Raw genomic sequence first — 26,266 nt, forward strand, 5'->3', positions numbered from 1 at the left:
ACAACAGCATCGACACCTTGATCATCATGGCTAACCGTATAGGCGATTTTTTCGAGTCGCAACCCGACCGCGAAGAGAGCATGTCTGGTATTGCCACTCATATCCGTAACTTTTGGGAACCCCGCATGCGCACCGCGTTGCTGGATTTTCTGGCACAGCAACCCGACGGTTCCACCGGTAGTCAAACACTGACGCCATTTACGCTTGAAGCCATTGAGCGTAATAAGGATTCGCTGCGTCCTCGCGCCTAGTAGGTGTCATCGCAACTGGCGTTATACCCACGGCGGCTTAGGCCGCTGTTTTTTATTCAGCTTCGCGCCAAAGCAAAACCTCAACACTGGCCTCACCGGAGTCCGCTGTTACCCACGCCGTGCCGTCTTGCACATTCACATTCAGGCTCATGCTACGAGCCGCCAATGCCGCCAGATCCTGGGTCGCCTGCACAGGCAAACCGTAGACCGTCAGGTTACGCGCGCGCGACAATTTGTTTTTTACACCCGCCCACCAGCCGTCCGCGTTGCGGCCATAGGCATAAACCACCACCTGATCTGCACGGCCACATGCCTTCAGCAGGCGCCGCTCGTCCGGCAAACCGGTTTCCACCCATAGTTTTACCGCCCCCGTTAAGTCTAGACGCCACAGATCGGGTTCATCGACTTCGCTGAGGCCCCGCGTAAAAGCCAGGCGGTCTTCTTCGTCGGCATGTAAAGAAAAGGCCAGCAACCTGACCATCAGGCGCTCGTCCGTCTCCGAAGGATGACGAGCAACCGTGACAGCATGGCTGCCATAGTAAGCACGGTCATTGTCGGCAACGTGGATATCCGCTTTATAGACGGTGGAACGCAAAGCCATGTCACTCTCTTTCAAGGCTGTCCGGTGATCGAGGAAACACTTTCCTGATCCTGTCGGCACTCATTCGAGCCGCATCATAACGTAAGCGGGCTTGCCTTGTTGAGGTGCTGATTAAACAATGCCTGGTTCGGCAAAGTTTGTTGACTCGGGTTACTAGCGATTGCAGTAACTGAAAAAAAGCACGCCATGCCCACACGCGCATACCCACCTTTGTGAATATGCGTGTGGGCATGGCGCGACGGCTTAGTCGGACTCTTTGACCCGATAGACCAGCACGGCGGTGTGCGCCAAGCCCAACACCTTGACCGTGACACTGCCCAGCAACAGACGCGACAAACCACTGCGTCCGTGGCTGCCAATAAAGATAAGATCGCAGCCGTTATCGGTGGCTGCCTGAACGATGCCGTCGGCCACATTGAAGTTAGAGACAGCGTGAGCCGTGGCTTTCACGCCTGCCGTCTCGGCGCGATCCAGCACGGATTGCAGGTATTTCTCGGCTTGCTTGGCAGCCGTTTTATCGTAGTCTTCGTCGGTAATGGCATACGCGGCGGCCATGCCATCGAAGCCCACGGTGGCGGCAAAAGGCTGCGAGACGTGCAGGGCGACGACTTCGGCGCCGATTTGGCGGGCCAGGCACACGCCTTTGTTGGCAGCCTGCGCGGACAGCGGCGAACCATCGGTGGGGATGAGGATTTTCTTGAACATGGCGGTTTCCAATGTTGAGTGATAACGACGGGTGGTACGCGCAGGCGCGGTTTTAAGACGCCAGCCACTACCGTCTATGCTAAGCCAAGCCCGAGGCGATGAAAATGGGTAATGACGCCTACTTTGCGCAGAATCAAATCTGCTGGGAAGCGCGGTACAAATTCGTGCAACGAGTGCCAGAACGGCAATACGCCAACACTGGCGCGGGCAGCTCTTCAAGAAGCTGCTTGAAGCGCTGAACGTCTTCGAGCGTCATGGCGCCACTGACCACGGGTTGGTAGGCCACTTGCAGACCCGCCTCGCGAGCCGCTTGCATCACCTGCTCAGAGGTAGGCTGCTCGGCCCCGCCTTCGTTGTCGGGGCGGTTGATAATGACACTGCGGTACCCGGCCTGTGCCACTGCCGCCATGTCTTGGGGCGCCAGTTGTGGAGCAACGGCAAGGCCTTCGCTCAGGCGATTCAGGGGTACGGACATGCGAGTCTCCTTGGGAGTGTAAGGGTGAGGCCCAGGCGCGCCAGATGCTGCCCGGTTTCTGGGGCTGCCAGTACGCGAAATTCCGCCACTCGCTGTTCGCCCAAAATATCACCTTGCATTATATGGCTGGCGGGGTGGCACATTAGTAAATCCCCTTCGCGCATCTGGGACAGCCAGGCTTTCAACAACCGGGCGTAGGACGCCTCGCCGCCTTGAAAATCATACACACCGGTTAAGCTGCGACTCAGGGGCAAGCGCCCCTTTACCAGCCTCCCCAGCGCCCCTGCCCCCAGCGTTTGAATCACCGCCGCCTTGAAACGGTAGCTTAGGGGTAAGCCGGTTACCGGCAAAGCCGTGGTGCAACGCAGCCACGGAGGGTGCGCTGCATACCTGCGCGCCAACTCGCCCAATAAAGCCTCTCGAATTTGCGGCAGTTGATGTACGTGCTGATGACCATCAACAAAGTCCGGTGCTTGCTGCATGAGGTCTTCGTAACGGTCAAACTGACGCGCGATCTGATCACGCAGCAGGCGCGGATTCAAGCGCCGTAGATAAGCTTTTCGAATCAGCGTTCCCAAGGGATGTATCAAGGCCGCTGCGGGATAGGGTTCGGTAAAATTCAGATGAAGGCCTGCGCTTAGCCCCGAATCTCGTAAAGCAGCGGCATCAGCGCCAAACTGCGGGCCGTCTACCAAACAGCTGGTGGCATTCAAGCGCCCCAGGCGCGCCAGTTCCAACACGCCCTGGTTTACCGCCGAATTCATGCCAAAATCATCAGCACAAATGATGATGTGCTTGGCTGCCTGCTGCCCGCCCATCGCTACTCCCTTGTCATGCTTGCTAAATGAACACACTGCTTACGCAATTGTCGTGGTTTGTTATTGTCGGCTGCAGCGCCGCCGCCACCCATTGGGCCGTGGCAGTGCTATGCGTTGAGCTTTTGGGCTTGGCACCCCTGCTGGCCAACGTAGCCGGCTGGCTGGTAGCGTTCAACGTGTCGCTGTTTGGTCATTACCATCTTACCTTCAAACATCAGCACGCCCCCTGGAAACAAGCTGCACTCAGGTTCTTCGGCGTTGCATTGCTGGGCTTCATACTGAACGAGTTGGCTTATGCCTTACTGCTGCACACCACTGGCTTGCGCTACGACGTGGCGCTGGCTGTTGTGTTGGTAGGCGTAGCCGCCCTGACCTTCTTGCTTAGCCGCTTCTGGGCCTTCCGGCGTCTACCGCCTAAACCGGCCTCGCCACACTAAACTTGTGGCCCATCAGAGTCTGTAGGCTTAGCCAAGCCTTGGCCACGCCGGGCCTGTACAAGATATACCGGCCTTTGTTTGACCTCGTTGAAGATACGCCCGACATACTCGCCCAACACCCCCACCGATAGCAGGTTGATGCCAGAGAAAAACAGAATCACGGTAATCAAGGTGACCCAGCCTTGCACCTCGTTGCCATGGACGAAATAGTCGATGACGATGAATGCGCCATAGACAAAAGACATGAGCGATATCAACATGCCCAATGTGCTGACCATGCGCAGGGGCCAAGTGGTAAAGGCGGTCAGGCCGTCCAGCGCAAAGTCGAATAGTTTGAAAGGCTTGAACGTGCTGCGCCCATGCAGGCGTTCGGGGGGTTCGTAAGCCAGCGGCTCGGCGCGAAACCCCACCCAGGCAAACAAGCCTTTCATAAAGCGATTGCGTTCGGGCAGCATCAATAAGGCGTCTACCACCACGCGATCCATCAAACGGAAGTCACCTGCATTTTCTGGCAGGGAAGGCCCGCCCGAAGTGCGCATAAGTTTGTAAAAGAAGCGCGTCCCCATGCGCTTAGCCCAGGACTCATCGCGGCGGGTTGCGCGTACCGCATACACCATCTGCACGCCTTCGCTCCAACGTTCGAGCATCTTGGGCAGTAATGCCGGGGGATGTTGCAAGTCTGCGTCCATGGTGATGATCACCTGGCCTTTAGCGGCAGCCAGGCCCGCACTGAGCGCCGCTTCCTTGCCAAAATTACGCGACAGCTCGATCATCACCAGTTGAGGATGCGCTTGCAGCAGGGGCGTCAGTGCCTGTACCGTATGATCACGGCTACCATCATCTACCAGTATGATTTCGTATCTGTCGGCCAGGGTTTTAAGCACCGCCATCAAGGCAGGTACCAGCACCTGCAGATTCGCGGCTTCGTTGAAGCACGGTACAACGCAGCTAATAGTAGAAGGGGAGCGAGTAGTCACGACAAGCAAGGCGGCAAAGACCAGATCGACAGAAGTGGCGCCCGATAAGACTAGGCGTGTGAAACCTCGCCAATGTAATCCACCCCAATACCGATTGCAACGAAAGGCTTCCGCGCACAACGATGACTACCCTCAGTAGCACCTATATATAGCTCACGACAAAAAGATTCATATAAAATATATCTTTTAGCCTCATACCTTTTTCTGCAGCTTCCTTCGCTACCACTATAGGGGCTTAGCCATGACACAGCGCGACACCTTGTGCACCCAGGAAGAAATCACCACCCTGGTCCATTCCTTTTACGACCGCATTCGTCAAGACGAAACATTGGGCCCCATCTTCAATGCGCACGTCCATGACTGGGATGTTCACTTGGCGCGCATGGTCAGTTTCTGGTCTTCCATGCTGCTGGGGGCCGGTACCTACGACGGCACACCCATGCCCAAGCACATTGCCCTGCCCGACCTGAAGGCCGAGCTGTTCGAACACTGGCTGGCTTTGTTTCAAGAAACCACACAGACCCTGCCCAACCAAGCGCTGGCAGAGAGGGCCCAGGAGCTTGCGCATCGCATTGCGCGCAGCTTATGGTTTGGCTACCAGTTACATAGACAACCCGAACGACCTGTTACCGAAATTCGTCATGGCTAGCGTCATCCGCATTCAAGAACCTGGCCGCCCTACAGGCGGCAAACCCCAGTGGCGTGCTTTTCTTAGCCTGGGCTTTCGCCCGCTCTACCCAGCGGGCGCCCTCTGGGCCGCGGTGGCGGCAGCCTTATGGGTCTTTGCGCCCCAATGGTTGGATGGCCCCATGAACGGCATGGTGTGGCACGCTCATGAGATGCTTTGGGGCTGTGTCGGCACCATTGCCGTGGGCTTCTTGCTCACTGCCGCAGCCACCTGGACAGGCCATAACCCCATGAAGGGGACACCCCTGGCCATAATCGTTTTGCTATGGATCATTGCGCGTGCAGGGTATTTGGCAGGTAGCATGCCTGCTTTTTTTGTGGCGGGTCTGGCAGAAACCGCTTTTTATCTGTTCAGTGCCACTGCTTTGATGCGCGTCATGATTCGCGGCGCAAGCAAGCGCAACCTGGGCATTCCCTTTCTGGTCGCCGGATTAGGCTTGAGTCACGCTTTCTTTTTGTGGGCTGTGTTGGAGGGTGACTACCTTCGCTTAATGCATTATTTTGGCCTGGGCATGATCTGCATGGCCATGATTGCACTGCTGGTCGCACGGCGCGTTATCCCCTTCTTTGCCATGCGTGCCGTGCCACAGTTGAAGATTCCCATGCTGACTCGCTTGGGCCAGGCTCAACTGGTATTGACCTTGCTAGCGGTGCTGTTGTTGGCTTTCAAGCAGGCCGTCGCGGCAGCGCCGCTATTGTTTTTAGTGGGTATCGCTGCGCTGTTTCAGGTCTTGCGCTGGAAACCCTGGGCTGTTCGTGGGCGACCCATTCTATGGGTACTGTATCTAGGTTATGCCTTTCTGGGCCTAGGCTTGATTGCCTCCGCCGCGCATTTTGCCGGCATAGGCGGCGCCTGGTTTGCACGACTGGCAACGCCGGTACACGTTATAGGCATGGGGGGGTTCGGGCTGTTGATCATAGGCATGATCACCCGTACCGCACTCGGGCACATGGGCCGTCCCCTGGCACTGGACACCAGCATGGTCATCAGCTACTGGCTGATCCTGGCAGCCACTTTGTTACGGTTGGCCGCCTTGTTCCCCACGCCCGCTATCGTGCCTTTACTGCACAGCGCCACCACACTGTGGGTCTTGGCTTTCCTGATGTACTTGTGGCGATTCATGCCCATGCTGGTGCGGCCCACGCCTTAGGCACTTTATCGTTTTAATACGGCCAACGGTAACAAAAAAGGCAGCCCGTAGACCGCCCTTCTTGCTCCCGGAGCCCCGTTCTAGCCTGGCCCCGAAAATCTGCAAGCCAGCATTAGGCGGCAGGCGGCACCACGGCGGTGACTTCGATTTCGACCTTGGCGCGGTCTTCGACCAAGTCAGCCACCTCCACAGCCGTCATGGCAGGGAAATGCTTGCCGATGATGGCGCGGTAATGCTGGCCTATGCCCTTGTAAGCAGCCACGTATTCCTTCTTGTCCTTCACATACCATGTCATGCGCGTGATGTGCTCGGGGCCGGCACCGCCCTCTTTCAGCACCTCAACGATATTGCGCAAGGTTTGGCCCACTTGGTCGGCCAGGTCGTCAGTCTCGAACTGCTGCTGACCATTCCAGCCGATTTGGCCACCTACAAAAATAATGCGGCTGCCGACCGTCATTTCGGCCATGGTGCCATTGGCGTATCCACGCGGCTCGAGCCACTCGGGGGGTTGCAAGAACTTCATTGTTTACCTCTCGGTGAAATAGGCCCTGCCGCCTTGGCCGATATTGCGATCAAGGCGGTGGCTTGCCTGTGAAAAACTACTGCTTGCGCAGAACGAAACGCTGTAGCTTGCCGGTTTCAGTACGCGGCAGCTTGTCCATGAACTCAATAGCCCTGGGGTACTTATAAGGGGCGATATTGGCCTTGACGTAGTCTTGCAATGCCTTGGTCATCGCTTCGTTGCCCTCGAAGCCGGGCTTGAGCACCACGAAGGCTTTTACGATGGAACCACGTGCCGGGTCGGAAACCCCCACAACGCCGCATTCGGCTACGGCTTCATGCGTCATCAGGCAGTCTTCGACCTCGGGGCCGGCGATGTTATAGCCCGCCGAAATGATCATGTCGTCATTGCGCGCCTGGTAAAAGAAATACCCGTCGTCGTCCATCATGAAGGTATCGCCAGGCAAGTTCCAGCCTTGCTGCACGAAGGTACGCTGGCGCTCGTCCGACAGATATCGGCATCCCGTAGGACCCTTGACCGCCAGTCTGCCCACTGTGCCATTGGGAACCGGCTTCATATCGTCATCGACGATTTGAGCGACATAGCCCGGCACGACCTTGCCGATGGCGCCACGACGGGTGTCTTCGGGGGTGCAAGAGATATAAACGTGTATGAGTTCGGTGCCGCCTATGCCATCCAGCATCTCTATGCCGGTGGCGTCCTTCCACAACTGACGGGTGGCGTCGGGCAAGGCTTCGCCGGCCGACACCGTGGTCTTCAAGGAAGACAGGTCGTATTGATCTGCGATCTCGGCCATCTGGCGGTAAAAGGTGGGCGCCGTGAAAGTCATGGTCACCTTGAAATCTTGCACCGTTTTCAGCAACTCGGCGGGCGTCAACCTTTCGATGAGCACCGTGCTGCCGCCTGCCCGCAAGGGGAAGCACAGCATGCCGCCCAAGCCGAACGTGAAGGCCAAGGGTGGCGTACCGCAGATGACGTCATCTTGATTGGTGCGCAAGATATGACGCGAGAACGTGTCGCACATAGCGAGAACGTCGCGATGAAACTGCATGCACCCCTTGGGCTTGCCTGTTGTGCCGCTGGTAAAAGCAATCACACACACGTCATCGATTGCCGTATCACAAGCAGTGAACTGCGCAGGCTTGGCAGCGGCCAAGGCTTCCAGCCCCTGCGGACTGTCGTCCATGAAATAAAGCGCCTGCTTGAGTTCGGGGCTATGCGAAGCATGGGCCGGATTCATGCAGTGTTCGAGCTCATCGCGCAAGCGGCTGTCGCACAAGGCAGCCTGAATCTGGCCTTTCTCGATGATGGGCTTTAGGTCGGCCGCGCGCAGCAGCGGCATGGTGGCCACGACCACCAGCCCCGCTTTTACCGCCGCCAACCAGGTTGCCGCCATCATGGGGTTGTTAGGACCACGCAGCAACAGACGATTGCCAGGCACCAGCTTCATGTCGTCGATCAGCACATGGGCGATGCGATTGGTCAATTCTGCCAGCTCGCGATAGCTCATGCCGCGAGGTTCATCGGTGGCGAGATCACGCCATTGCAAAGCGATGCGGTCGCCATCACCGCGCTGGACGTGGGCGTCCACCAGTTCTACCGCACAATTCAGACGCGCCGGGTAGGCGACATCGGGATTGCCTTCGAGTATAAGTTCAGGCCACTGTTCGGGCGGTGGCAGGTTGTCTCGCGCGAACGTGTCGACGTGGGCAGATGCTTGCATGGCGTTATCTCCTGGTTCTCTTTTCTGGGCGGGCCGCTTATCAGGCCTCTTTGAGCAGTTCTCTGGCAATAATCAGTTTTTGCACTTCCGTAGCCCCTTCGTAGATACGCAGCGCACGAATTTCGCGATAGAGTTTTTCTACCGGCATGCCGGACTTGACGCCCAGACCACCGAACATCTGCAAGGCGCGATCAATGACGCGTTGCGCGGACTCGGTAGCGGCCATCTTGGCCATTGCGGCTTCACGAGTGGTGCGTTGACCTTGCACGTCACGCTTCCAGGCGGCACGGTAAGTCAGCAGGGCCGCCGCGTCGATTTCCATGGCCATATCACCCAGCGCCGCCTGCGTCAGTTGCAGGTCGGCCAGCGTCTGGCCAAACATCTTGCGCGTGCGGGCGCGGTGCAGGCCTTCATCCAACGCACGGCGGGCAAAGCCCAGCGCCGCACCGGCTACCGAGGCGCGGAAGATGTCCAAAGTCATCATGGCGACTTTGAAGCCCTGGCCAGGTTCACCCAGCATGTGACTGACGGGAACCCTGCAGTCTTTGAACTCCAGGCGTGCCAAGGGGTGCGGCGCAATGACGTCAAGGCGTTCGGCGATATGCAGACCAGGCGTATTGGCGTCGACGACGAAAGCCGAGATACCACGTGCACCAGGCGCCTCGCCGGTACGAACGAAAAGGCAGTAGAAATCGGCGATGCCCCCGTTGGATATCCAGGTTTTTTCGCCGTTGATAACGTAATGATCGCCGTCACGAACGGCTGAGCAAGACATGGCGGCAACATCGGAGCCCGCCTCAGGCTCGGTGAGCGCAAAGGCGGCAATCGCCTCGCCACTGGCTACGCGAGGCAAGTACTGCTTGCGCAGCGCATCGCTACCGGCAATGGAGATAGCGCCGCTACCCAAGCCTTGCATGGCAAAGGCAAAGTCGGCCAAGCCTTCGTGCCTGGCCAACGTTTCACGCACAATGCATACCGCACGCGAGTCGATCTGGGGCCAACGACCGCCCCAGGCGCCATCAGGCCCGCTGGGGACGGCAACCTTGAGCCAGCCCGCCTTGCCCATGGCACGCACCAACTGACGGCAAGCCTCGTCGGTATCGTGATGGTCTATGTCGGCAAGCGTGGCTTCGCACCATTTATCCAGTTCTTGAGCCAGCGGCGTATGGCGCTCATCGAAGAACGGCCACTCCAGCCATGTCTTATCGCTCATGATCAGTCACCTTGAAAAACAGGCTTTTGCTTGGCTACGAAAGCATCGTAAGCGCGGCGGAAGTCTTGGGTCTGCATGCAGATAGCCTGCGCTTGTGCTTCGGCTTCGATAGCTTCGTCCACGCCCATGCTCCATTCTTGATGCATGGCTTTTTTGGTCATGCTGTGGGCAAACATAGGGCCGTTGGCTATTTGGCCAGCCAGCTTTTGCGCTTCGCGCAGCACGCTATCGGGTTCGTGCAAGGTATTGAAGAAGCCCCAAGCTTGGCCTTCTTGCGCCGTCATGGCACGCCCGGTGTAGAACAGTTCGGCGGCGCGGCCTTGGCCGATGATGCGCGGCAAAATGGCGCAAGCGCCCATGTCGGCCCCAGCCAAGCCCACGCGGGCAAACAGGAAAGCCGTACGCGTGTCGGGCGTGCCCAGACGCAGGTCGGACGCCATGGCGAGAATCGCGCCGGCTCCGGCGCATACGCCATTGACAGCAGCAACGATAGGCTGCGGGCAGTTGCGCATGGCTTTCACCAAATCGCCGGTCATGCGCGTGAAAGCCAGCAGCTCGGGCATGGTCATGCGCGTAAGCGGGCCGATGATTTCATAGACGTCGCCGCCCGAGCAGAAGTTACCGCCGTCGCCGGTGATGACAACAGTCTTGATGTCGGAGGCATAGCTGAGACTGCGGAAGAGGTCGCGCAATTCGGCATACGAATCGAACGTGAGCGGATTTTTGCGCTCAGGGCGATTCAAGGTAATGGTGGCCACCTTGCCGTCTTCGGATACCGACCACAGAAAATTCTTGGCTTGGTAATCCGCCATCGGGCGGATGTGATGCTTCATCGTGTGTTCTTCTTGAGTCATGACTGGCTCCTTCGATTCTTTAAAAGGCGGGGTGGACTCACCCCACCATGACTTCCCCGCCATCCACAGGGATGGCCTGGCCGTTGATAGCGGACGCCCCTTCCTGGCATAGGTAGGCGACGGCGTCAGCGACTTCTTCGGGTTGTACGAGCCGGCCTTGCGGATTGCCTTCGGCCAGTTTGGCCTTGGCTTGCTCTCGCGAGAGGCCTGTTTTGCTCATGATGTTGTCCAGGGCTTCTTGCACCAGGTCGGTTTCAGTGTAGCCCGGGCAGACGGCGTTGACGGTGACGCCTTTGCGCGCAGCCTCTAGGGCCAGCGAGCGCGTAAGCCCCACCACCCCATGCTTGGCTGCGCAGTAGGCGGACACATAGGCATAGCCCACCAAGCCGGCGGTACTGGCGACGTTAACGATACGCCCCCATTTTTGCTCATACATGCCCGGTAAAGCTGCCTGAATGCAGTGGAAAGTGCCCGTGAGGTTGACGGCAATCATATTGTGCCAACCGGCTTCGTCCAGCCTATCGAAGCGTTCGCTGACCGCTTGGCCGGCGTTGTTGACCAATACGCTGACCACGCCGAAGCGGGCCTGCGCTTGTTCGAATGCCTGACGCACCGCTGCGGCATCGCCGATGTCTGCCGATACCCACCCCACTCGGTCGGGATGCCCCAGCTTGGCGCAAGCGGCCTCTAGGCCGGCTTGCCCACGCCCCATCAACGTAACGTTCAAGCCCTGAGCCAGCAGTTTTTGCGCCACAGAAAAACCGATGCCTCGGGAGGCACCGGTAACCAGGGCATGGCGCGCGCGATCGGCGCTCATTTAACCAGCTGCTCGGCGTAAGCAGCGGCGCGAGCGAAGTTGGTTTCAAGCTGACGCTTGGCGGGGTAGTACTGTTTAGGCCAGTTGGTGCCGGTGTAGCCGATATGAGCGGCTTCGCGCAGTGTCCAGGCGGCGTCCGCCAAATGCGGACGAGCCAACGCGCACAGATCGGCGCGACCCGAGGCCACAATGCTATTGACGTGATCGGCTTCGAAAATGGCGCCCACCGCAATGGTAGGAATACCGGCTTCGTTGCGCACCCGGTCGGCAAAAGGCGTTTGGAACATGCGGCCATACACCGGTTGTTCGTCTTTGCTGACTTGGCCCGACGAGCAATCAATCATGTCGGCGCCCGCAGCCTTGAAGAACTTGGCGATCTCTACCGCGTCGTCGGGGGTGATGCCGCCCTCGACCCAGTCGTGAGCCGAAATACGTACGGAAATAGGCAGGTTCTCGGGCCAGACTTCACGCACGGCCTTGAAAATCTCAAGGGGGTAACGCAGGCGATTTTCGAGCGAACCACCGTATTCGTCGTCGCGATGGTTGGTAAGCGGCGAAATGAAGCTGGACAGCAGATAGCCGTGCGCGCAATGCAGTTCGAGCCAGTCGAAGCCAGCCTTGGCGGCACGACGGGTAGCCGCCACAAATTCGTCACGAACTTGATCCATCTGGGCGCGGGTCATGGCTTGAGGCACTTGCGACACCCCCGGGATGTAGGGGATGGCGGAAGCCGACACCAATGGCCAGTTACCTTCGTCCAGCGGCATATCCGTGCCTTCCCAGCTGACTTTGGTAGAACCCTTGCTGCCCGCATGGCCGATTTGAACGCCAATTTTGGCGTGCGTCTGGCCATGCACAAAGTCGACGATGCGTTTGAACGCAGCCTCTTGTTCATCATTCCAGAGACCCGGGCATCCGGGGGTGATACGGGCTTCGGGAGAAGGGCAAGTCATTTCGACCATGACCAGACCGGCCCCGCCCATGGCGCGCGAGCCCAGGTGCACCATGTGGAAGTCGCCGGGCACGCCGTCGACACATGAGTACATGGCCATAGGCGAGACCACGACGCGGTTATCGAGGGTGACGTCGCGCAGTTTGAACGGCGTGAGCATGGGCGGTACGGGTTGACCGTCAGTGGATTTGACTCCCGCCTTTTCGGCAAACCAACGTTCGAAATTTTCTATCCACTTGGCATCGCGCAAGCGCAGATTCTCGTGCGAGATACGTTGCGAACGCGTCAACATGGTGTAGGTGAACTGCTCGGGTTCCATGTTGGCGTAGCGCGCCACGTTCTCGAACCATTCGGTAGAGTTACGGGCGGCGTTCTGAATGCGCAAGACTTCGATGCTGCGTGTGTCTTGGTAGTGCTTGAGCGCGGCTTCGAGATCGCCATTGTTGGCCAGAATGGAGCGGCGCAGGCCGATGGCATCTTCGAGCGCCAGCTTGGTCCCGGAACCGATGGAAAAGTGAGCCGTATGCGCCGCATCGCCCATCAGAACGATAGGCACCTTGCGCCCGTTGGGCAGGGTTTGTTCGTGCACCCAGGTATGGCAAATAACGCGAGGGAAGCGGATCCAGATGGCCGAACCGCGCAAGTGCGTCGCATTGCTGATCAGCTTGTTGCCGTCCAGCAAGTCGGCAAACAGGTTTTCACAGTAAGCAATACCCTCTTCCTGGCTCATTTTGTCCAGGCCGGCGGCCTGCCAGGTTTCGTCGCGTGTTTCGACGATGAAAGTGGACATGCCAGGTTCAAATTTATAGGCGTGTGCTTGGAACCAGCCGTGTTCGTTCTCGACGAAGGCAAAAGTGAAGGCGTCTAGTTGTTTTTCGGTGCCCAGCCACACAAAACGGCAGGCGCGTGTGTCGATATCGGGCTGGAAAGTCGACTCGTAGCGGGTGCGGATGCGGCTGTTCAGACCATCGGAAGCAATGACGAGATCGGCATCGTACTTTTGCGCAATTTCTTGGTCGTCGGTGACTTCGGTTTCGAATACCAGCTTGACGCCAACCTGTTCGCAACGCGCTTGCAAGATGTTCAGCAGCTTTTTGCGGCCTATGCCGATAAAGCCGTGACCGGAGTTACGCTGCACACTACCCTTGTAATAGGTTTCGATATCGTCCCAGTGATTGAACGCCTGACCGATCTCTTCGGCGGAGACAGGATCAGCCTCGCGCAGATTTTCCAGGGTAGTATCGGAAAACACCACGCCCCACCCGAAGGTGTCGTAGGGACGATTACGCTCGATGACTGTAACCTCATGCTTGGGATCGCTGAGTTTCATGAGCAGACCAAAATACAGGCCGGCTGGCCCTCCACCGATACAAACGATTTTCATGCTGGTTCTCCATATGCCAGTTGGCTAGTCTCAGCGCCCGGGTAGAACTAGGGCCCATCAAAATACTTTAAGCTTAAACTATATAGCGTAAAAAAGACACTAGCAAGACTTTTTTTATACGCGTTTTCCCCATAGCGCAGGGGCTGACGGGCCTACCAAGCGTCCACACGCGGATTTTGCCAGTATGATGCCATTGAAACTTAAACATTTTAGGTTTGTTGAACAATAAAGCATTGATACGTTAAAGCTTTTTCTGATGCTCATGACAACCCCTCCCACCCCAACGCCGCTCCCTGCCGACCCCCCGCCCGACATCGAAAGCCGCGTTAGCCAAGACGACCACCACGACCTACGCCTGTGGCTACGCCTGCTGGCCTGTTGCAACCTGCTGGAAACCGAAGTGCGTGGCCGCCTGCGCATAGAGTATGGCACCACTTTGCCACGCTTCGACCTGATGGCCCAGTTGGATCGCGCGCCCGAAGGCATGAAAATGAGCGAGCTTTCGCGCCACATGATGGTGACCAACGGCAATATCACCGGTATCACCGATCAGCTAGAGCGCGACGGCCTGGTAGAACGCAGCAAGGTTGCCACCGATAGGCGCAGTTCCATCATCAAGCTCACGCCCAAGGGTCAACGCACGTTTCGCAAAATGGCGCAGTCCCACGAGCAATGGATACAAACCTTGCTGACCGGTTTACCCTCTGGCACGCACTACGCCCTGTATGAGGGGCTGGCCGAACTCAAGCAACTGATACAACCACGGCTGACGATGCGATAATCTGGCTTTTTGCGACGTCGACACCATGCCTCTGCCATTGCTCATCCCTTCCGCGAATGACATCCACCCCGTTGCCGGCGTCGAAATCGGCATTGCCCAAGCCGGCGTGCGCAAGGCCGGTCGCGACGACCTCACAGTATTCCGCCTGGCGCCGGGCTGCACTGTGGCGGGTATCTTTACCACCAACCGTTTCCGGGCTGCGCCCGTACAGGTTTGCGAAGCCCATTTGGCGGCGCGTACCGACATACGCGCGCTGGTGGTCAATACAGGCAATGCCAATGCAGGCACCGGCGAACCCGGCCTGCAAGCCAGCCAAACCACCTGCATTGAAACCGCAAAGCTGTTGGGCCTGGAGGCCGATCAGGTGCTGCCGTTTTCCACTGGGGTCATTCTTGAACCCTTGCCTGTAGACCGTATCGTCGCCGCCCTGCCACGCGCCATAGAAAACTGCCAAGCCAATAATTGGCTGGCAGCGTCTTACAGCATCATGACCACAGACACCCAGCCCAAGATCAGCTCACGCAAGATCACCCTGGAAGGTCATAGCATTACGATTACCGGCATCACCAAGGGCGCCGGCATGATACGCCCCAACATGGCCACCATGCTGAGCTACCTGGCCACCGACGCCGGCCTGCCTACCGCCCTGCTGCGCAAACTGGCGCTAGAGTCGGCCAATCAGTCCTTCAACCGCATTACGGTTGACGGCGACATGTCGACCAACGATTCTTACGTGTTGATCGCCACGGGCCAAAGCGGCCTGATCATAGATACCGAAACGCATCCCGCCTACGCAGGCCTGCGCCAAGCCATCTTCGAAATCTCGCTTGAGCTCGCCCAGAATATGGTGCGCGACGGCGAAGGCGCCACCAAGTTCATTACCGTAAAAGTCGAGCAAGCGGGTAATCGCGAAGAGGCGCTTAAAGTGGCTTATGCCGTGGCGCATTCACCGCTGGTAAAAACGGCCTTCTTCGCTTCCGACCCCAACCTGGGGCGCATTTTGGCGGCCATAGGCTATGCCGGCATTGCCGACCTGGACGTAGGCCGAGTAGAACTCTGGCTCAGTGGCGTACACGTGGCCAGCCAGGGGCAGCTTCACCCCGAATACCAAGAGGCTGATGGTCAGCGCGTCATGAAAGCGTCCGACATCGAGGTGCGCATTGCACTGGGGCGCGGCGATGTCACGGAAATCGTCTACACCACTGATTTCTCTCACGATTACGTCACTATCAACGCCGATTACCGCTCTTAAGGGCTGAAAAGGGGTATGCGCCGCCTCTCAGGATTCTCGCGGCAGCATGACCAGCTTGCAATCCGGGCGAATCGCCAATCTGAAAGTGAACTGTTGAAAACGCAGCTCCCCGTGCTGGGGGTGATTGAACACTCTCAGCCCGCCTTCTCGTTCAACCACTGCTCGGCGGGTCCAGCCTTGGGCGAACAGGGGACTGCTATCCATCAGTTCGTCTACCAAGGCCTGAACCGGCGCGTCGTCGGCATAGGCTGCGACATCGGCACGAAACTCGGCAATCACACGCTGTGCACGGGTGTCCCAGTCGGACACCAAATGCCGCGCTGCCTCGTCAAGAAAAATGTAGCGCAGCAGATTGGGCTGAGGGTCGCGGTCGGGCCAGCCGTCGAACAAATCCAGCATGGCCGGGTTGCGCGCCAACACATTCCAGCAACGATCAAGAATGTAGGCAGGCGCGACTATGCTCTGCACGCAGGCATCCAGGCCGGTGGGGAGTCGGGTCTCATCGTCTTTAGGAGGCTCAGGGTCGGTGCTTTCCGCCAGATCGAACAGATAATGCCGTTCGGCGCGCGTGAGCTGCAGTACCGACGCCAGCCGCGCCAACACGGCAGGAGACACCGATATCTCCCGCCCTTGCTCCATCCATGTGTACCAGGTCACGCTGATACCCGCCAACTGAGCGACTTCTTCGCGCCGTAAGCCTGGCGTGCGCCGCCGGCCACCCGCCGGCAACCCTACGCTGGCGGGCGCCACGCGTGCGCGAACGGCCCGCAGGAACTCGGCCAGATCGCGTCGACGCGCTAAACCGTGCCCATCTTCTTTATTGTCATGTGTCGTCATATACAACCTTCTTCTTGCGCGGGTCCGCCGCCCTGCCCGACTGCCGTTTTGTTCCTGCTTTTAGTCACCCCGGCTAGCGGCGCCGGCTGCCCGATCACCAAGGCTCAGCCACAAGGTACGGCAAATGGATTATCCTTGAGTCTTGCGCCCCTGACACCGGGGGCGCTCGTTTTTTCCCAACATCACCAACATGCACTCATCCGACACCCTAGTCATCGCCGGCAAGGCCTACCGTTCGCGGCTGCTGGTCGGTACCGGCAAGTACCAAGACTTTCAGCAAACGCGTGAGGCCATAGACGCCAGCGGCGCGGAAATCGTCACCGTGGCTATTCGCCGCACCAATTTGGGCCAAAACCCCGGCGAACCCAACTTGCTCGACTCGGTTCCCCCGGAAGAATTTACCATTCTGCCCAATACAGCAGGCTGCTACACCGCAGACGAAGCGGTGCGCACACTGCGCCTGGCGCGAGAACTGCTGGACGGGCATAGCTTGGTCAAGCTAGAGGTATTGGGCGACCCCCAGACCCTGTTCCCCAACATGCCCGAAACCTTGGCCGCCGCCCGCACATTGGTGCAAGAAGGTTTTGAGGTCATGGTTTACTGCGCAGACGACCCCATCCAATGCCGCATGCTGGAAGACATAGGCTGCGTTGCCATCATGCCATTGGCGTCTCTTATCGGTTCGGGCATGGGGATTCTCAACCCCTGGAACCTGCGCCTCATCATCGATCAATCCAAGGTGCCCGTGCTGGTTGACGCCGGTGTCGGTACCGCCTCCGATGCGGCGATCGCCATGGAGCTTGGCTGCGACGGCGTGCTGATGAACACCGCTATTGCCGGCGCGCGCGACCCGATTCTCATGGCACGCGCCATGAAGAATGCGGTTCAGGCAGGCCGTGATGCCTACTTGGCAGGCCGCATCCCCCGCAAATTCTATAGCGCCGACCCCAGCTCTCCCCCCGAAGGCCTCATAGGCTCCACGCAATCCTGACACGCGCGCCATGGCTTCCATCCCTAACTCCTTGTCTATTGCCGGCGTAGACCCCTCGGGCGGCGCCGGCGTCTTGGCCGACGTCAAGGCCATGAGCGCTTTAGGTGCATACGGCATGGCGGTTATTGCCGCACTGACCGCCCAGAACACGCAGGGCGTCACCGGCATCCACCCGGTTCCCGCCAGCTTTGTGGCGCAGCAAATCGACACCCTGTTCGAAGACATCCGTGTAGACGCCGTCAAGATCGGCATGCTGGGCCATCAGTCCGTTACGCGCGCTGTTGCCGAACGCCTGGCCCACTGTTTGCCGGCGCATATCGTGCTTGACCCCGTGATGATTGCCAAAAGCGGCGATGCGCTGCTAGAGCCCACCGCCGTCACAGAACTGCGCGACAGCCTGCTGCCACTGGCCACCGTGATCACGCCTAACCTCCCCGAGGCCGCTGTGCTGGTTGAGGGCGGTACCGTAGAAACGCCCAAAGAGATGCGACGCCTGGCCGAGCGCCTACGCCGCCTGATGGCTGATAACGGCCATCGCTGGGTGTATTTGAAAGGTGGCCACCTGCCCGGCGACGAGCTGGTAGACCTGCTGCACGACGGTGATCGCATGATAGAGCTGCCCGGTCGCCGCATCCACACCGCTAATACCCATGGTACCGGCTGCACGCTTTCCGCCGCCCTGGCGGCCCTGTTGCCGCAGCTCAATGGCGACTTACCGCAAGCCGCGCAACGCGCCCACGATTATCTAGCCAAGGCCATTGCCCAGGCCGACCGCTTGCAGGTCGGCTCTGGTCACGGCCCGGTCCAGCATTTTCACGCCTGGTGGTAACGATTTCCGTTCCACAAGGTTACTCTACCCCCCTGCCCCGTCTACATTCAGCCGACTGAATCGGTACAATTGACGGATCATGGGTTTTCTCTCTTGCCTGCCGACATGAACGCCACTGATCTTTCCGCCATCGAAGATGCCCGATTCAACATGATCGAGCAGCAGATCCGCCCCTGGAACGTCCTAGACCACAAAGTGCTCGAGGTCTTATCCCGCGTGAGACGCGAGCGCTACGTGCCATCGGGCATGCAGGCGCTGGCTTTCACCGATGTCGAGCTACCGCTCATCGTCAATAACGTCGATACGCATGAAGTCATGCTGGCGCCCAAAGTCGAAGCACGCTTGGCACAAGATTTGCTGTTGCAACCCACCGACTGCGTGCTCGAAATCGGCACGGGTTCGGGTTACCAAGCCGCTTTGCTGGCGCAACTGGCACAGCAAGTCACCAGCATAGAAATCGACAGTCGCATCGCTGCGCATGCGGGTCAGAACCTGCAGCGCAACCAAGTCGATAATGTGCGCATCGAGATCGGCGACGCCCACGCAGGTTGGGGTACCGCCGAATACGACGCCATTTTGCTGACCGGCTCGGTGCCCTGTGTACCCGATGCCCTTAAATATCAGCTCTGTGTCGGTGGGCGCTTAGTGGCCGTAGTCGGCACCGGTTCCGTCATGACAGCAATGCGCATCACGCGCACCAGCGCTGCCAGCTTCGAGTCCGAAGGTCTGTTCGACACAGTCATCAAGCCGCTACGCGGCATTACGCTTTCCCAATTCAAATTCTGAATCGTGCGCTGCCGCTTCCTGCTTATCTCATTGGTGCTCGCCTGCTCGGGCTCGCCGGCCTTATCTCAAGGCTCCTTCGATTTACTGCAGGCTTGGCAGGCCGCCGAACAGCGCGACCCCGACTACGCCGCGGCTCAGGCAACTCGTAACGCCGAGCAGGAAAAAGTCCCGCAAGCGCGGGCCGGGCTGCTACCCAGCATTGCGTTAGGCGGCACAGGGCAAAGCACCGATACCCGAGAAGCCGCCCACCTGCACAATGCAAGCTCACGGGGCGTGGCCAGCTGGAACCTTACTCTGTCCCAGCCCATCTTTGATGCGGCGAAATGGGGCACACTGCGCCAATCCGAGTTTCAAGCCAACTTGGCCGACGTAGGGTTGCAACAAGCCCGGCAAGATTTGATTTTGCGTGTTTCCCAAGCCTACTTCGACGTCCTGACCGCCCAAGACACCCTGACCACCCTTGAAGCCCAAATGCGCGCAACGCAGTCGCAACTCGACGCAGCAAGTAGAACCTTCGAACTGGGTGGCACCACCGTTGCAGACGTGTACGAAGCGCAGTCCAAACTGGACTTGCTCAAGGCGGCCGAACTTCAAGCCCACAATGTTCTGCAAATCAGCCGTGATCGCTTGGCTCAGATCATTAACGAGCGCCCCGAGCGCTTGGCCCCTCTGGCCACGGATCTTGAGCTACCCTCGCCTCAACCAGGTCGCCTAAGCGAATGGAGCCAACAGGCGGCACAAGCCAGCCTTGAGGTCGCTGGCGCACAACTGAATACACTGATCGTAGAAAAGCAGCTAGACATCGCCCGTAGCGGCCATTACCCCACCTTAAGCCTACAAGCTCAAACTGGCACGGCAAGCAACCGCGGCACTGCCGGCCAAAACCAAGGGCCGCGCTCACTGGATTCCAGTGTAGGGTTGCAGCTTTCCATACCTATTTTTTCGGGTGGCGGCATTTCTTCGCAGGTGCGCGAGCAAGCCTCGCGTCTGCAACACGCGCGCTATCGCCTGGAAGCCGCTCGCCGGCAGTCCATACAGTCGACTCAGCAGGCCTTTTCGCAGGTCACCTCGGGTTTGGCACAGATCAGTGCACTTAAGGCTGCCGAACGCTCCAGCCTGGCTTCCATGCAGGCTAATCAAACCGGCTATGAGGTTGGTGTGCGCATCAATATCGACGTGCTCAATGCGCAACAGCAACTATATGAAACCCGCCGAGCGCTATCGCAAGCCCGTTACGAAACCCTGATGGCCAGCCTAAGACTAAAGGCCGCCAGCGGCACCCTGGGGCTTGCTGATATTGAAAAAGTGAACCAGCTACTGCTGGTACACAATAGCAACGACGCTTCCCGCAGCCCCTTACCGTAGGCCTCGGCGCTTAGGGCGCCTTGCGTATCTTCTTGACCAAGGCAGTGGTAGAGCGCTGGAAAGCAAAGGGGATAGCCACGGCGCGACCGCCCCAGCTTTCCACCAAACGCGTTTCGGGCAAATCGGGCATGTGGTAGTCGCCCCCCTTAACAATCACGTCAGGTTTCAACTGTGCAATCAAGGCTTCGGGCGTGTCTTCTTCGAACGCGGTGACGGCTGCGACACATTGCAAAGCAGCCAGCAAAGCAGCGCGGTCTTCACACGTATTAAGAGGCCTGTCGTCGCCTTTGCCCAAGCGCTTAACGGAATCGTCAGTGTTGACGGCCACCACAAGGGTGGCACCCAGTTGGGCTGCGGCGTCCAGGTAGCTAACATGCCCCCTGTGCAAGATATCGAACACACCGTTGGTAAACACCAAAGGGCGCGGCAGGTGGCCGGCCTGCACGGCTTGAGCGCACGCCTGCCGTGACAGAATCTTGGCCTCGAAGCGAGGCACAGCTAGCTCGGCCATCTGACCTAAGCCCCGACGGCTTCGCCGCGCATCAGACTTTTACGGTAACGGTTAAGGTCTTGCACGGTATTGAAACTGTTCTCCATGAGCAGCGACAGATTGTGCAAAATGCGCGAGCTGACCTTGCCTTCCCATTCTTTGTCGAAACGAATCTGGTTATCCAGCCAGTTTTCCAGCCAGCCAGGCGATGGTAGCTTGGACTGAATGGTGTCGTTGGGGAACATCTCTTTGTTGACGTGCAGATTGGTGGGGTGCATAGCCTGAGGCGAGCGATGCGCCGAAGCCATCAACACCCCGATTTTAGAAAAGGCCATGCGGGCCTGCTGGGCAAGCTCTATACCCTGGGTGGTCAGGGCGCGCTTCATGTAACGCAAATACGCCCCAGCGTGCCGGGCTTCGTCGTGGGCGATGGTTTTATAGATGGCCTGGATGACAGGCTCGGTATGCCAGTCTGCCGCGCAACGATACCAGTGGTTCAAGCGGATCTCGCCGCAGAAGTGCAACATCAGGGTTTCAAGGGCCGGCGCCGGGTCGAACTCGAAACGCACCTTGTGCAGTTCTTCCTCGGTGGGGGCCAGGTCTGGGCGGAAACGGCGCAAATACTCCATTAGCACCAACGAGTGCTTTTGCTCTTCGAAGAACCAGACGGACATAAAGGCGGAAAAATCGCTGTCGCCGCGATTATCGCGCAAGAACATCTCGGTGGCGGGCAAGGCTGCCCATTCGGTGATGGCATTCATCTTGACGGTGTATGCCTGTTCATCCGAGAGCTTGCTGGCGTCGTAATCACCCCAGGGAATATCGGTGCCCATATTCCATCGCACCGCTTCCATCGATTTGAAAAGTTCCGGATAAAGCATAGTTTTCTCTCTCTGAGTGTTCATCGCCCCGCGAACCGACTGGGCCAAGTGAGCAACAAAGGACGCAGGGGATACCTTGATGGTAAAGCCCTCTTGTTGGATAACGATGACAAAACGGGCGTCCGTCCGATTTGTCTGCGCATGCTGCGCCGCTGGCGACGTTTTAAGGTTGAAAACCGCCTTGTGTAAGCGCCCACAGTGCAACGCACAGTGCCAGTATCAGCACGATGAGCAGACCACTTGTAAGCCGGTTACCTGTCTCTTGAGCTTTGCGCAAACGCTGAAGCTCGATTTGAAGCGCTACGGAGGAATCTGGGCGCGATAGCTGAGCATGAACCAACCGTGGCAATTGCGGCAGCAATTGCCCCCATTGTGGCACTTCTTGCTCTAAACGTCGACGTACGCCCTTCCAACCTATACGTTCGCGCATCCAGCGCTCTAGGTAAGGCTTGGCGGTTTTCCATAGATCCAGATTGGGATCCAGCTCGCGGCCCATGCCTTCAACATTCAATAAAGTTTTCTGTAACAACACCAACTGTGGCTGAATGGAGACATTGAAACGTCGCGAGGTTTGAAACAAGCGCAGCAGAACCTGGCCTAAGGATATTTCGGCCAAGGGCCTGTCGAAATAGGGTTCGCACACGGCTCGAACAGCACCCTCGAGTTCTTCTTCGCGGGTTTCAGGCGGCGCCCAACCTGACTCGATATGCAGTTGAGCAACACGGCGGTAATCGCGCTGGAAGAACGCCAGAAAATTCTGTGCCAGATAGTTCTTATCGAATTCCGATAAAGACCCCACTATGCCAAAGTCGAGCGCAATATATTGGCCTAGGGTTTCGGGCGCATTAGACACCAGGATATTGCCGGGGTGCATATCGGCATGGAAGAAGCCATCAGTGAAAACTTGGGTGAAGAATATTTCAACACCTCGTCGCGCCAAAGCCGGGATGTCCATGCCGGCCTCTCGCAAGCGCTCGATCTGGCTGACTTGAATACCATGCATGCGCTCCATGGTGAACACCGAATTAGCGGTGTAGTCCCAAAACACCTCAGGCACCAGCAACATGCCCTCGCGCCCCGAGCCAGGGCCAAAGTTGCGCCGCAACTGGCTGCAATTGGCCGCCTCACGCATTAAGTCCAGTTCGTCGTGCAGATAGTTATCGAACTCGGCTACGACGTCACGCGGCCTTAGGCGACGCCCGTCTGCCGTAAGACGCTCAAGCCAGGCAGCCATCACCCGCATCAAAGCCAGATCTTTCTCGATGGCCTTGAGCATGCCGGGCCGCAGCACTTTGACGGCCACCTGCCTACCATCGTGTAATTCTGCAAAGTGCACCTGCGCGATCGACGCCGACGCCACCGGCGTCATGTCAAAATGCCGGAACAGCTGTTGAGGCGGCGCACCGAGTTCGGCCTGAATGGTGGCAACGGCAAGCTCGGCGGGAAAAGGCGGCACCTTGTCTTGCAGACGCGCCAGCTCTAGGGCTACGTCGGCTGGGATGAGGTCGCGTCGGGTGGACATCACCTGGCCGAACTTGACGAAAATGGGCCCCAGCGACTCTAGTGCCAAGCGCAGGCGTTCGCCACGAGGCTGGCTTGGTGGACGGCCCAACCTCGCCACGCGCAACAAACCGTAAGCCCAGGGGTGACGAATGCCGGACAAGACGAGCTCGTCCAACCGGTAGCGCAGGCAAATGCAGATGATGCGCAGCAGACGGCAGAAAGTCAGCATAAGTTTCATAATCCGCCGTTACGACGCTCTAAGGCTGCCATCGAGGCATCCAGGCGTGCCAAGCGTTGCTGCAAGGCACTGAGTTCGTCCTGCCAGTCTTCGAAAGGCGCACGCGCCAGCAATACGGGGTCTTCTTCTGTCAGGTACTCGACCACATTACCGCTCAGGCGCTCGCCAGCGTGACGCAAGCCTTGGGTCAGACCTCGCGCCAGGCCCATGAGCCGCACCGCAGCACGATCGCCTACCAGCCGCGACAATTCGTCTTCCGGGTCAGGTCTAAGGTTTTGGGCGAGATCCATGACCACTTGGGCCAAAGCCGCCTCACCTTCGATATGCATGACGCGTGCCAGCCCCGACGTCTGGTTTGTTCGCAGGATGCGAATGGCCTCGCCCATTTTGCTGGCTTCAAGCGTAAAGACGGCATCGGCCGGTACATTGGCCGCCACGTCGCGTAACAAGCCGTCGTTTTGAATACGTAATGCCAGGGTTTTTCCTGCTAGTTGGAAACGTAAGGTTTTGCCGGCATGAGGTTGTAGATGCACCTGCGCCCATGCTTGCCGACGCAGCATGCGGTTTAGCAGACCGGCGCCCAGTGCCGGGGCGGGGAAAGCAGGAAAAGGAAACATCGGTACGCCGAGCGCGAATATGACTCGCAATATTAGGGGACTTCTACAAGTTTAACCGTTTTGCCCTTGCGAGCCCTTATCAGTCGTGGCCCTTAATGCGCATGGATATGCGCCAAATCAAACTTGCGCTGCTTTACAGGGGCACTACTTTACGGACAAGTGGATCAATGCGTTGCCTGGCATGGAAACGCATTCAAGCAAAAAACCGGGCGAACCCGGCTTTTTGCACCCGCATGAAGCAACAGGCTTAATGCGTAGACTGACCCGAAATTTGCTGGATACCTGCCAGCAGCCAACCTTGGCCCTCGGCTTTGTAAAGATTCCAGACTTCTTCAAAGTGGAAGCCTTCGGCGCCGGGCGCCTCGCGCAACATGCCCGAGTAGCGCACGCTGGCCAGGTGGCCACCCGCCACTTGCTCTATGCCCAGCAGCTCGGCGTTAAGCAGCAGAATTTCGGTGGTTTGGTTTTGATCCTGACGTGCCTCGATCTGGCCACGGAACTCTGCAATCAGGTCATCCGTCAGATATTCGGAGAGCGCATCCACGTCGCCTTTATCCCAAATGCCCTGAATGGTGGCGAACTGCTGTTTGGCATTGGCCAGGAAGGTGGGCAGATCGAAATCGGCAGGAATGAACCAGCTGGGATCAAGCACTTGCTGAGGTTCGGCCACCTGAGCCGGTGCGGGCGCTGCAGCAGACGGCATGGAGGTTTGCCACGACGGCGAAGCCTGAGGCTGCTGACTGTTGCGCTGCATGCCGCCAGCCGCTTGCGTAGCGGGCGAAGACGCCCCACGCAGACGACGAATGAGGAACATGACGCCAAACACCACAATGGCAATCAGGATGGCGCTGGACAGGAATTCGAGCAAGGCGCCGCCCAAACCCAAATGGCTAAGCAAGGCTGCAATACCCAGACCTGCTGCAATACCGGCCAGAGGGCCCAGGAAGCGGGACATGCCGGTTCTGGCCGCACCACTTGCTGCGGCGGCGCCGGTTGCCGCACTGCGCTGCGTAGTCGCGGCAGCAGGCGGCTGAACAGCCTGGCGCTGCTGCGTGACGTTGGACGACTGCCGGCCAAAGCTTTTGCCACCGCCCATGCGCCGTGCTTCGGCGTCGAAGGAAGTGGCCATCAGGACCACAGCCGACAGCGTTAGCATTACGCCAGCCAGGAAACGGGTAAATTTATGGGTCATGCGTTTACTCCTGTTGGGCCGCAAAAATACGGCGCTCTTGAAAACTCCGGCACGAACCATGCCTGGAGTTCTATTCATTAACGTGACAAATCTTACGGGAAGCTGAACATTGACGCAAGTAAGATGCCGCCCTTTTTAATCCCCGCTAGATTCCATGGCCGCCATAGCGGCAGCCGCGTTACCATAGGCGCCGTCCTCAGTCGCCCAAAAAGCTGCGAGCGGGTACTTTTACGTTTAACTCATTCATGCCTCTCAACAACCACGACATGCTCATCTCTACGCCCCAGCGCAACGAGATCACCGGCCTGATACTGGCCGGTGGGCAGGGGCGTCGAATGGGGGGCCAAGACAAGGGTCTGATGTTAGCGAGTGGCCGACCGCTGGTGCACTGGACACTAGAGCGCATCCGGCCGCAAGTGGCCAACGTAGGCATTAGCGCCAATCGGCACCTGTCGGATTATCAACGTTTGAATATACCGGTATGGCCGGACACCACACCCGACTTTGACGGCCCGCTGGCCGGTATCGCTACGGGGCTAGCGCATTGTCACACCCCCTATCTGGCCGTCGTCCCTTGCGATGCGCCTTGCTTTCCGGTTGACCTGGTCTTCAGGCTGGCACAGGGTCTGGCGCAAGCCCAAGCCCAAGCCGCTGTCGTTTGTACACCTGATAAGCACGCCAACGCGCAATCCATGCAGCCCGTGTTTTGCCTGCTGCACCACTCGCTGCGCAGTTCGCTACAAACGTTTCTGGCCAAGGGAGGGCGCGGAGTCGGGCAATGGATGCGGCAACAGGCTTTGGCTTTGGTCCCCTTTGAGGACGACCAGGATTTTGTGGGTGCCAACACCCCCCAAGAGCTCGAAGCGCTTGCGCTACGTCTGCTCAACGCCCCGCCTTGTCATAATGGCCCCCACACAGACACGACTTTAGATTGAT

The 26,266-nt window shown here is 58.4% G+C and carries 28 protein-coding genes; 11 read left to right on the forward strand and 17 right to left on the reverse strand.

Translation table 11 applies throughout. The features are described 5' to 3' along the window. Positions 1-26: 26 nt before the first annotated feature. Positions 27-251, forward strand: a complete 225-nt coding sequence (locus tag H0484_RS07115; protein WP_226954121.1) for a formate dehydrogenase subunit delta — start codon at positions 27-29, stop codon at positions 249-251. A 52-nt stretch (positions 252-303) separates the two neighbouring features. On the opposite strand, the gene H0484_RS07120 is transcribed toward H0484_RS07115, so the two are convergent. The 4 genes from H0484_RS07120 to H0484_RS07135 all read right to left on the reverse strand — a co-directional run bounded on the left by H0484_RS07120 (position 304) and on the right by H0484_RS07135 (position 2,850). Further along, a complete protein-coding gene (locus H0484_RS07120) occupies positions 304-852 on the reverse strand; it encodes a YaeQ family protein (RefSeq protein ID WP_226953855.1) in 549 nt (182 codons plus the stop codon). A 243-nt stretch (positions 853-1,095) separates the two neighbouring features. Beyond that, positions 1,096-1,557: a universal stress protein gene (locus H0484_RS07125; RefSeq protein ID WP_226953856.1), complete on the reverse strand. Its 462-nt coding sequence runs from the start codon at positions 1,555-1,557 to the stop codon at positions 1,096-1,098. A 133-nt stretch (positions 1,558-1,690) separates the two neighbouring features. Further along, positions 1,691-2,032: a TIGR01244 family sulfur transferase gene (locus H0484_RS07130; RefSeq protein ID WP_226953857.1), complete on the reverse strand. Its 342-nt coding sequence runs from the start codon at positions 2,030-2,032 to the stop codon at positions 1,691-1,693. Continuing rightward, entirely contained in the window at positions 2,017-2,850 is an 834-nt protein-coding gene (locus H0484_RS07135) for a ChbG/HpnK family deacetylase (RefSeq protein WP_226953858.1), read from the reverse strand. The genes H0484_RS07130 and H0484_RS07135 overlap by 16 nt, the downstream gene beginning before the upstream one ends. 26 nt (positions 2,851-2,876) lie before the next feature. On the opposite strand from H0484_RS07135, the gene H0484_RS07140 reads away from it, so the two are divergent. Next, positions 2,877-3,287: a GtrA family protein gene (locus H0484_RS07140; RefSeq protein WP_226953859.1), complete on the forward strand. Its 411-nt coding sequence runs from the start codon at positions 2,877-2,879 to the stop codon at positions 3,285-3,287. On the opposite strand, the gene H0484_RS07145 is transcribed toward H0484_RS07140, so the two are convergent. Continuing rightward, positions 3,284-4,264, reverse strand: a complete 981-nt coding sequence (locus tag H0484_RS07145) for a glycosyltransferase family 2 protein (protein ID WP_226953860.1) — start codon at positions 4,262-4,264, stop codon at positions 3,284-3,286. The two genes, H0484_RS07140 and H0484_RS07145, sit on opposite strands and share 4 nt — an antisense overlap. A gap of 241 nt (positions 4,265-4,505) precedes the next feature. Between H0484_RS07145 and H0484_RS07150 the strand changes: the two genes are divergently transcribed. Both H0484_RS07150 and H0484_RS07155 read left to right on the forward strand, forming a co-directional pair. Continuing rightward, positions 4,506-4,913, forward strand: a complete 408-nt coding sequence (locus tag H0484_RS07150; protein ID WP_226953861.1) for a group III truncated hemoglobin — start codon at positions 4,506-4,508, stop codon at positions 4,911-4,913. Further along, positions 4,906-6,102 carry an NnrS family protein gene (locus tag H0484_RS07155; protein ID WP_226953862.1) on the forward strand — a complete coding sequence of 399 codons (1,197 nt, stop codon included), beginning with the start codon at positions 4,906-4,908 and terminating at the stop codon, positions 6,100-6,102. The genes H0484_RS07150 and H0484_RS07155 overlap by 8 nt, the downstream gene beginning before the upstream one ends. A 112-nt stretch (positions 6,103-6,214) precedes the next feature. On the opposite strand, the gene H0484_RS07160 is transcribed toward H0484_RS07155, so the two are convergent. From H0484_RS07160 to H0484_RS07185, 6 genes are all read right to left on the reverse strand, one after another. Further along, positions 6,215-6,625 (reverse strand): RidA family protein, encoded by a 411-nt coding sequence (locus tag H0484_RS07160; protein WP_226953863.1) that lies wholly within the window; start codon positions 6,623-6,625, stop codon positions 6,215-6,217. A gap of 76 nt (positions 6,626-6,701) precedes the next feature. Continuing rightward, positions 6,702-8,348, reverse strand: a complete 1,647-nt coding sequence (locus H0484_RS07165) for an AMP-binding protein (protein ID WP_226953864.1) — start codon at positions 8,346-8,348, stop codon at positions 6,702-6,704. Positions 8,349-8,388: 40 nt separating this feature from the next. Then, on the reverse strand, positions 8,389-9,561 hold the full coding sequence (locus H0484_RS07170) for an acyl-CoA dehydrogenase family protein (RefSeq protein ID WP_226953865.1): 1,173 nt from the start codon (positions 9,559-9,561) through the stop codon (positions 8,389-8,391). A gap of 2 nt (positions 9,562-9,563) precedes the next feature. Further along, positions 9,564-10,415, reverse strand: coding sequence for an enoyl-CoA hydratase family protein (locus tag H0484_RS07175; RefSeq protein ID WP_226953866.1), 852 nt, complete (start codon positions 10,413-10,415; stop codon positions 9,564-9,566). A gap of 37 nt (positions 10,416-10,452) precedes the next feature. Further along, complete coding sequence (locus H0484_RS07180; protein ID WP_226953867.1) at positions 10,453-11,232, reverse strand: SDR family NAD(P)-dependent oxidoreductase; 780 nt, start codon at positions 11,230-11,232, stop codon at positions 10,453-10,455. Beyond that, positions 11,229-13,568 (reverse strand): bifunctional salicylyl-CoA 5-hydroxylase/oxidoreductase, encoded by a 2,340-nt coding sequence (locus H0484_RS07185; protein ID WP_226953868.1) that lies wholly within the window; start codon positions 13,566-13,568, stop codon positions 11,229-11,231. Before H0484_RS07185 ends, H0484_RS07180 begins: the two co-directional genes overlap by 4 nt. Before the next feature lie 262 nt (positions 13,569-13,830). Between H0484_RS07185 and H0484_RS07190 the strand changes: the two genes are divergently transcribed. Beyond that, the gene (locus H0484_RS07190; protein ID WP_226953869.1) at positions 13,831-14,349 is read left to right on the forward strand and encodes a MarR family winged helix-turn-helix transcriptional regulator; all 519 of its coding nucleotides are present in this window, start codon (positions 13,831-13,833) and stop codon (positions 14,347-14,349) included. Between the two features lie 25 nt (positions 14,350-14,374). Continuing rightward, positions 14,375-15,601, forward strand: coding sequence for a bifunctional glutamate N-acetyltransferase/amino-acid acetyltransferase ArgJ (gene argJ / locus H0484_RS07195; RefSeq protein WP_226953870.1), 1,227 nt, complete (start codon positions 14,375-14,377; stop codon positions 15,599-15,601). Between the two features lie 27 nt (positions 15,602-15,628). On the opposite strand, the gene H0484_RS07200 is transcribed toward argJ, so the two are convergent. Then, positions 15,629-16,438: a helix-turn-helix transcriptional regulator gene (locus H0484_RS07200; RefSeq protein WP_226953871.1), complete on the reverse strand. Its 810-nt coding sequence runs from the start codon at positions 16,436-16,438 to the stop codon at positions 15,629-15,631. A gap of 190 nt (positions 16,439-16,628) precedes the next feature. Here H0484_RS07200 and H0484_RS07205 point away from each other — a divergent pair, with 190 nt between their 5' ends. From H0484_RS07205 to H0484_RS07220, 4 genes are all read left to right on the forward strand, one after another. Further along, the gene (locus H0484_RS07205; protein WP_226953872.1) at positions 16,629-17,429 is read left to right on the forward strand and encodes a thiazole synthase; all 801 of its coding nucleotides are present in this window, start codon (positions 16,629-16,631) and stop codon (positions 17,427-17,429) included. 10 nt (positions 17,430-17,439) lie between these two features. Then, entirely contained in the window at positions 17,440-18,258 is an 819-nt protein-coding gene (thiD, locus tag H0484_RS07210) for a bifunctional hydroxymethylpyrimidine kinase/phosphomethylpyrimidine kinase (RefSeq protein WP_226953873.1), read from the forward strand. Positions 18,259-18,363: 105 nt separating this feature from the next. After that, positions 18,364-19,044, forward strand: coding sequence for a protein-L-isoaspartate O-methyltransferase family protein (locus H0484_RS07215; protein WP_226953874.1), 681 nt, complete (start codon positions 18,364-18,366; stop codon positions 19,042-19,044). A gap of 3 nt (positions 19,045-19,047) precedes the next feature. Continuing rightward, on the forward strand, positions 19,048-20,409 hold the full coding sequence (locus H0484_RS07220) for a TolC family outer membrane protein (protein WP_226953875.1): 1,362 nt from the start codon (positions 19,048-19,050) through the stop codon (positions 20,407-20,409). 10 nt (positions 20,410-20,419) lie between these two features. Here H0484_RS07220 and rfaE2 read toward each other — a convergent pair whose 3' ends face one another. From rfaE2 to H0484_RS07245, 5 genes are all read right to left on the reverse strand, one after another. Beyond that, positions 20,420-20,920, reverse strand: a complete 501-nt coding sequence (gene rfaE2 / locus H0484_RS07225) for a D-glycero-beta-D-manno-heptose 1-phosphate adenylyltransferase (RefSeq protein ID WP_226953876.1) — start codon at positions 20,918-20,920, stop codon at positions 20,420-20,422. Positions 20,921-20,925: 5 nt separating this feature from the next. Then, positions 20,926-21,780, reverse strand: a complete 855-nt coding sequence (locus tag H0484_RS07230) for a ferritin-like domain-containing protein (protein WP_226953877.1) — start codon at positions 21,778-21,780, stop codon at positions 20,926-20,928. A 163-nt stretch (positions 21,781-21,943) separates the two neighbouring features. Continuing rightward, positions 21,944-23,521 carry a ubiquinone biosynthesis regulatory protein kinase UbiB gene (gene ubiB / locus H0484_RS07235; protein ID WP_226953878.1) on the reverse strand — a complete coding sequence of 526 codons (1,578 nt, stop codon included), beginning with the start codon at positions 23,519-23,521 and terminating at the stop codon, positions 21,944-21,946. Beyond that, entirely contained in the window at positions 23,518-24,138 is a 621-nt protein-coding gene (locus H0484_RS07240) for a ubiquinone biosynthesis accessory factor UbiJ (protein WP_226953879.1), read from the reverse strand. Before H0484_RS07240 ends, ubiB begins: the two co-directional genes overlap by 4 nt. A 247-nt stretch (positions 24,139-24,385) precedes the next feature. After that, positions 24,386-25,330 (reverse strand): Tim44 domain-containing protein, encoded by a 945-nt coding sequence (locus H0484_RS07245; protein WP_226953880.1) that lies wholly within the window; start codon positions 25,328-25,330, stop codon positions 24,386-24,388. 245 nt (positions 25,331-25,575) lie between these two features. Between H0484_RS07245 and mobA the strand changes: the two genes are divergently transcribed. After that, entirely contained in the window at positions 25,576-26,265 is a 690-nt protein-coding gene (gene mobA, locus H0484_RS07250; protein WP_226953881.1) for a molybdenum cofactor guanylyltransferase MobA, read from the forward strand. Position 26,266: the final 1 nt, after the last annotated feature.

Origin of the sequence: Mesopusillimonas faecipullorum (assembly GCF_020539505.1) — a bacterium.
Taxonomy (GTDB): Bacteria; Pseudomonadota; Gammaproteobacteria; order Burkholderiales; family Burkholderiaceae_B; genus Mesopusillimonas; species Mesopusillimonas faecipullorum.

What these genes read in the sequence shown, in the direction of transcription:
- H0484_RS07135 (WP_226953858.1), bottom strand. Translation starts at nt 2,850, where the DNA reads ATGGGCGGGCAGCAGGCAGCCAAGCACATCATCATTTGTGCTGATGAT.
- rfaE2 (WP_226953876.1), bottom strand. Translation starts at nt 20,920, where the DNA reads ATGGCCGAGCTAGCTGTGCCTCGCTTCGAGGCCAAGATTCTGTCACGG.
- H0484_RS07245 (WP_226953880.1), bottom strand. Translation starts at nt 25,330, where the DNA reads ATGACCCATAAATTTACCCGTTTCCTGGCTGGCGTAATGCTAACGCTG.
- H0484_RS07125 (WP_226953856.1), bottom strand. Translation starts at nt 1,557, where the DNA reads ATGTTCAAGAAAATCCTCATCCCCACCGATGGTTCGCCGCTGTCCGCG.
- H0484_RS07130 (WP_226953857.1), bottom strand. Translation starts at nt 2,032, where the DNA reads ATGTCCGTACCCCTGAATCGCCTGAGCGAAGGCCTTGCCGTTGCTCCA.
- H0484_RS07115 (WP_226954121.1), top strand. Translation starts at nt 27, where the DNA reads ATGGCTAACCGTATAGGCGATTTTTTCGAGTCGCAACCCGACCGCGAA.
- thiD (WP_226953873.1), top strand. Translation starts at nt 17,440, where the DNA reads ATGGCTTCCATCCCTAACTCCTTGTCTATTGCCGGCGTAGACCCCTCG.
- H0484_RS07240 (WP_226953879.1), bottom strand. Translation starts at nt 24,138, where the DNA reads ATGTTTCCTTTTCCTGCTTTCCCCGCCCCGGCACTGGGCGCCGGTCTG.
- H0484_RS07190 (WP_226953869.1), top strand. Translation starts at nt 13,831, where the DNA reads ATGACAACCCCTCCCACCCCAACGCCGCTCCCTGCCGACCCCCCGCCC.
- H0484_RS07185 (WP_226953868.1), bottom strand. Translation starts at nt 13,568, where the DNA reads ATGAAAATCGTTTGTATCGGTGGAGGGCCAGCCGGCCTGTATTTTGGT.
- H0484_RS07165 (WP_226953864.1), bottom strand. Translation starts at nt 8,348, where the DNA reads ATGCAAGCATCTGCCCACGTCGACACGTTCGCGCGAGACAACCTGCCA.
- H0484_RS07205 (WP_226953872.1), top strand. Translation starts at nt 16,629, where the DNA reads ATGCACTCATCCGACACCCTAGTCATCGCCGGCAAGGCCTACCGTTCG.
- mobA (WP_226953881.1), top strand. Translation starts at nt 25,576, where the DNA reads ATGCCTCTCAACAACCACGACATGCTCATCTCTACGCCCCAGCGCAAC.
- argJ (WP_226953870.1), top strand. Translation starts at nt 14,375, where the DNA reads ATGCCTCTGCCATTGCTCATCCCTTCCGCGAATGACATCCACCCCGTT.
- H0484_RS07175 (WP_226953866.1), bottom strand. Translation starts at nt 10,415, where the DNA reads ATGACTCAAGAAGAACACACGATGAAGCATCACATCCGCCCGATGGCG.
- H0484_RS07120 (WP_226953855.1), bottom strand. Translation starts at nt 852, where the DNA reads ATGGCTTTGCGTTCCACCGTCTATAAAGCGGATATCCACGTTGCCGAC.
- H0484_RS07200 (WP_226953871.1), bottom strand. Translation starts at nt 16,438, where the DNA reads ATGACGACACATGACAATAAAGAAGATGGGCACGGTTTAGCGCGTCGA.
- H0484_RS07140 (WP_226953859.1), top strand. Translation starts at nt 2,877, where the DNA reads ATGAACACACTGCTTACGCAATTGTCGTGGTTTGTTATTGTCGGCTGC.
- ubiB (WP_226953878.1), bottom strand. Translation starts at nt 23,521, where the DNA reads ATGAAACTTATGCTGACTTTCTGCCGTCTGCTGCGCATCATCTGCATT.
- H0484_RS07155 (WP_226953862.1), top strand. Translation starts at nt 4,906, where the DNA reads ATGGCTAGCGTCATCCGCATTCAAGAACCTGGCCGCCCTACAGGCGGC.
- H0484_RS07230 (WP_226953877.1), bottom strand. Translation starts at nt 21,780, where the DNA reads ATGCTTTATCCGGAACTTTTCAAATCGATGGAAGCGGTGCGATGGAAT.
- H0484_RS07180 (WP_226953867.1), bottom strand. Translation starts at nt 11,232, where the DNA reads ATGAGCGCCGATCGCGCGCGCCATGCCCTGGTTACCGGTGCCTCCCGA.
- H0484_RS07215 (WP_226953874.1), top strand. Translation starts at nt 18,364, where the DNA reads ATGAACGCCACTGATCTTTCCGCCATCGAAGATGCCCGATTCAACATG.
- H0484_RS07150 (WP_226953861.1), top strand. Translation starts at nt 4,506, where the DNA reads ATGACACAGCGCGACACCTTGTGCACCCAGGAAGAAATCACCACCCTG.
- H0484_RS07160 (WP_226953863.1), bottom strand. Translation starts at nt 6,625, where the DNA reads ATGAAGTTCTTGCAACCCCCCGAGTGGCTCGAGCCGCGTGGATACGCC.
- H0484_RS07170 (WP_226953865.1), bottom strand. Translation starts at nt 9,561, where the DNA reads ATGAGCGATAAGACATGGCTGGAGTGGCCGTTCTTCGATGAGCGCCAT.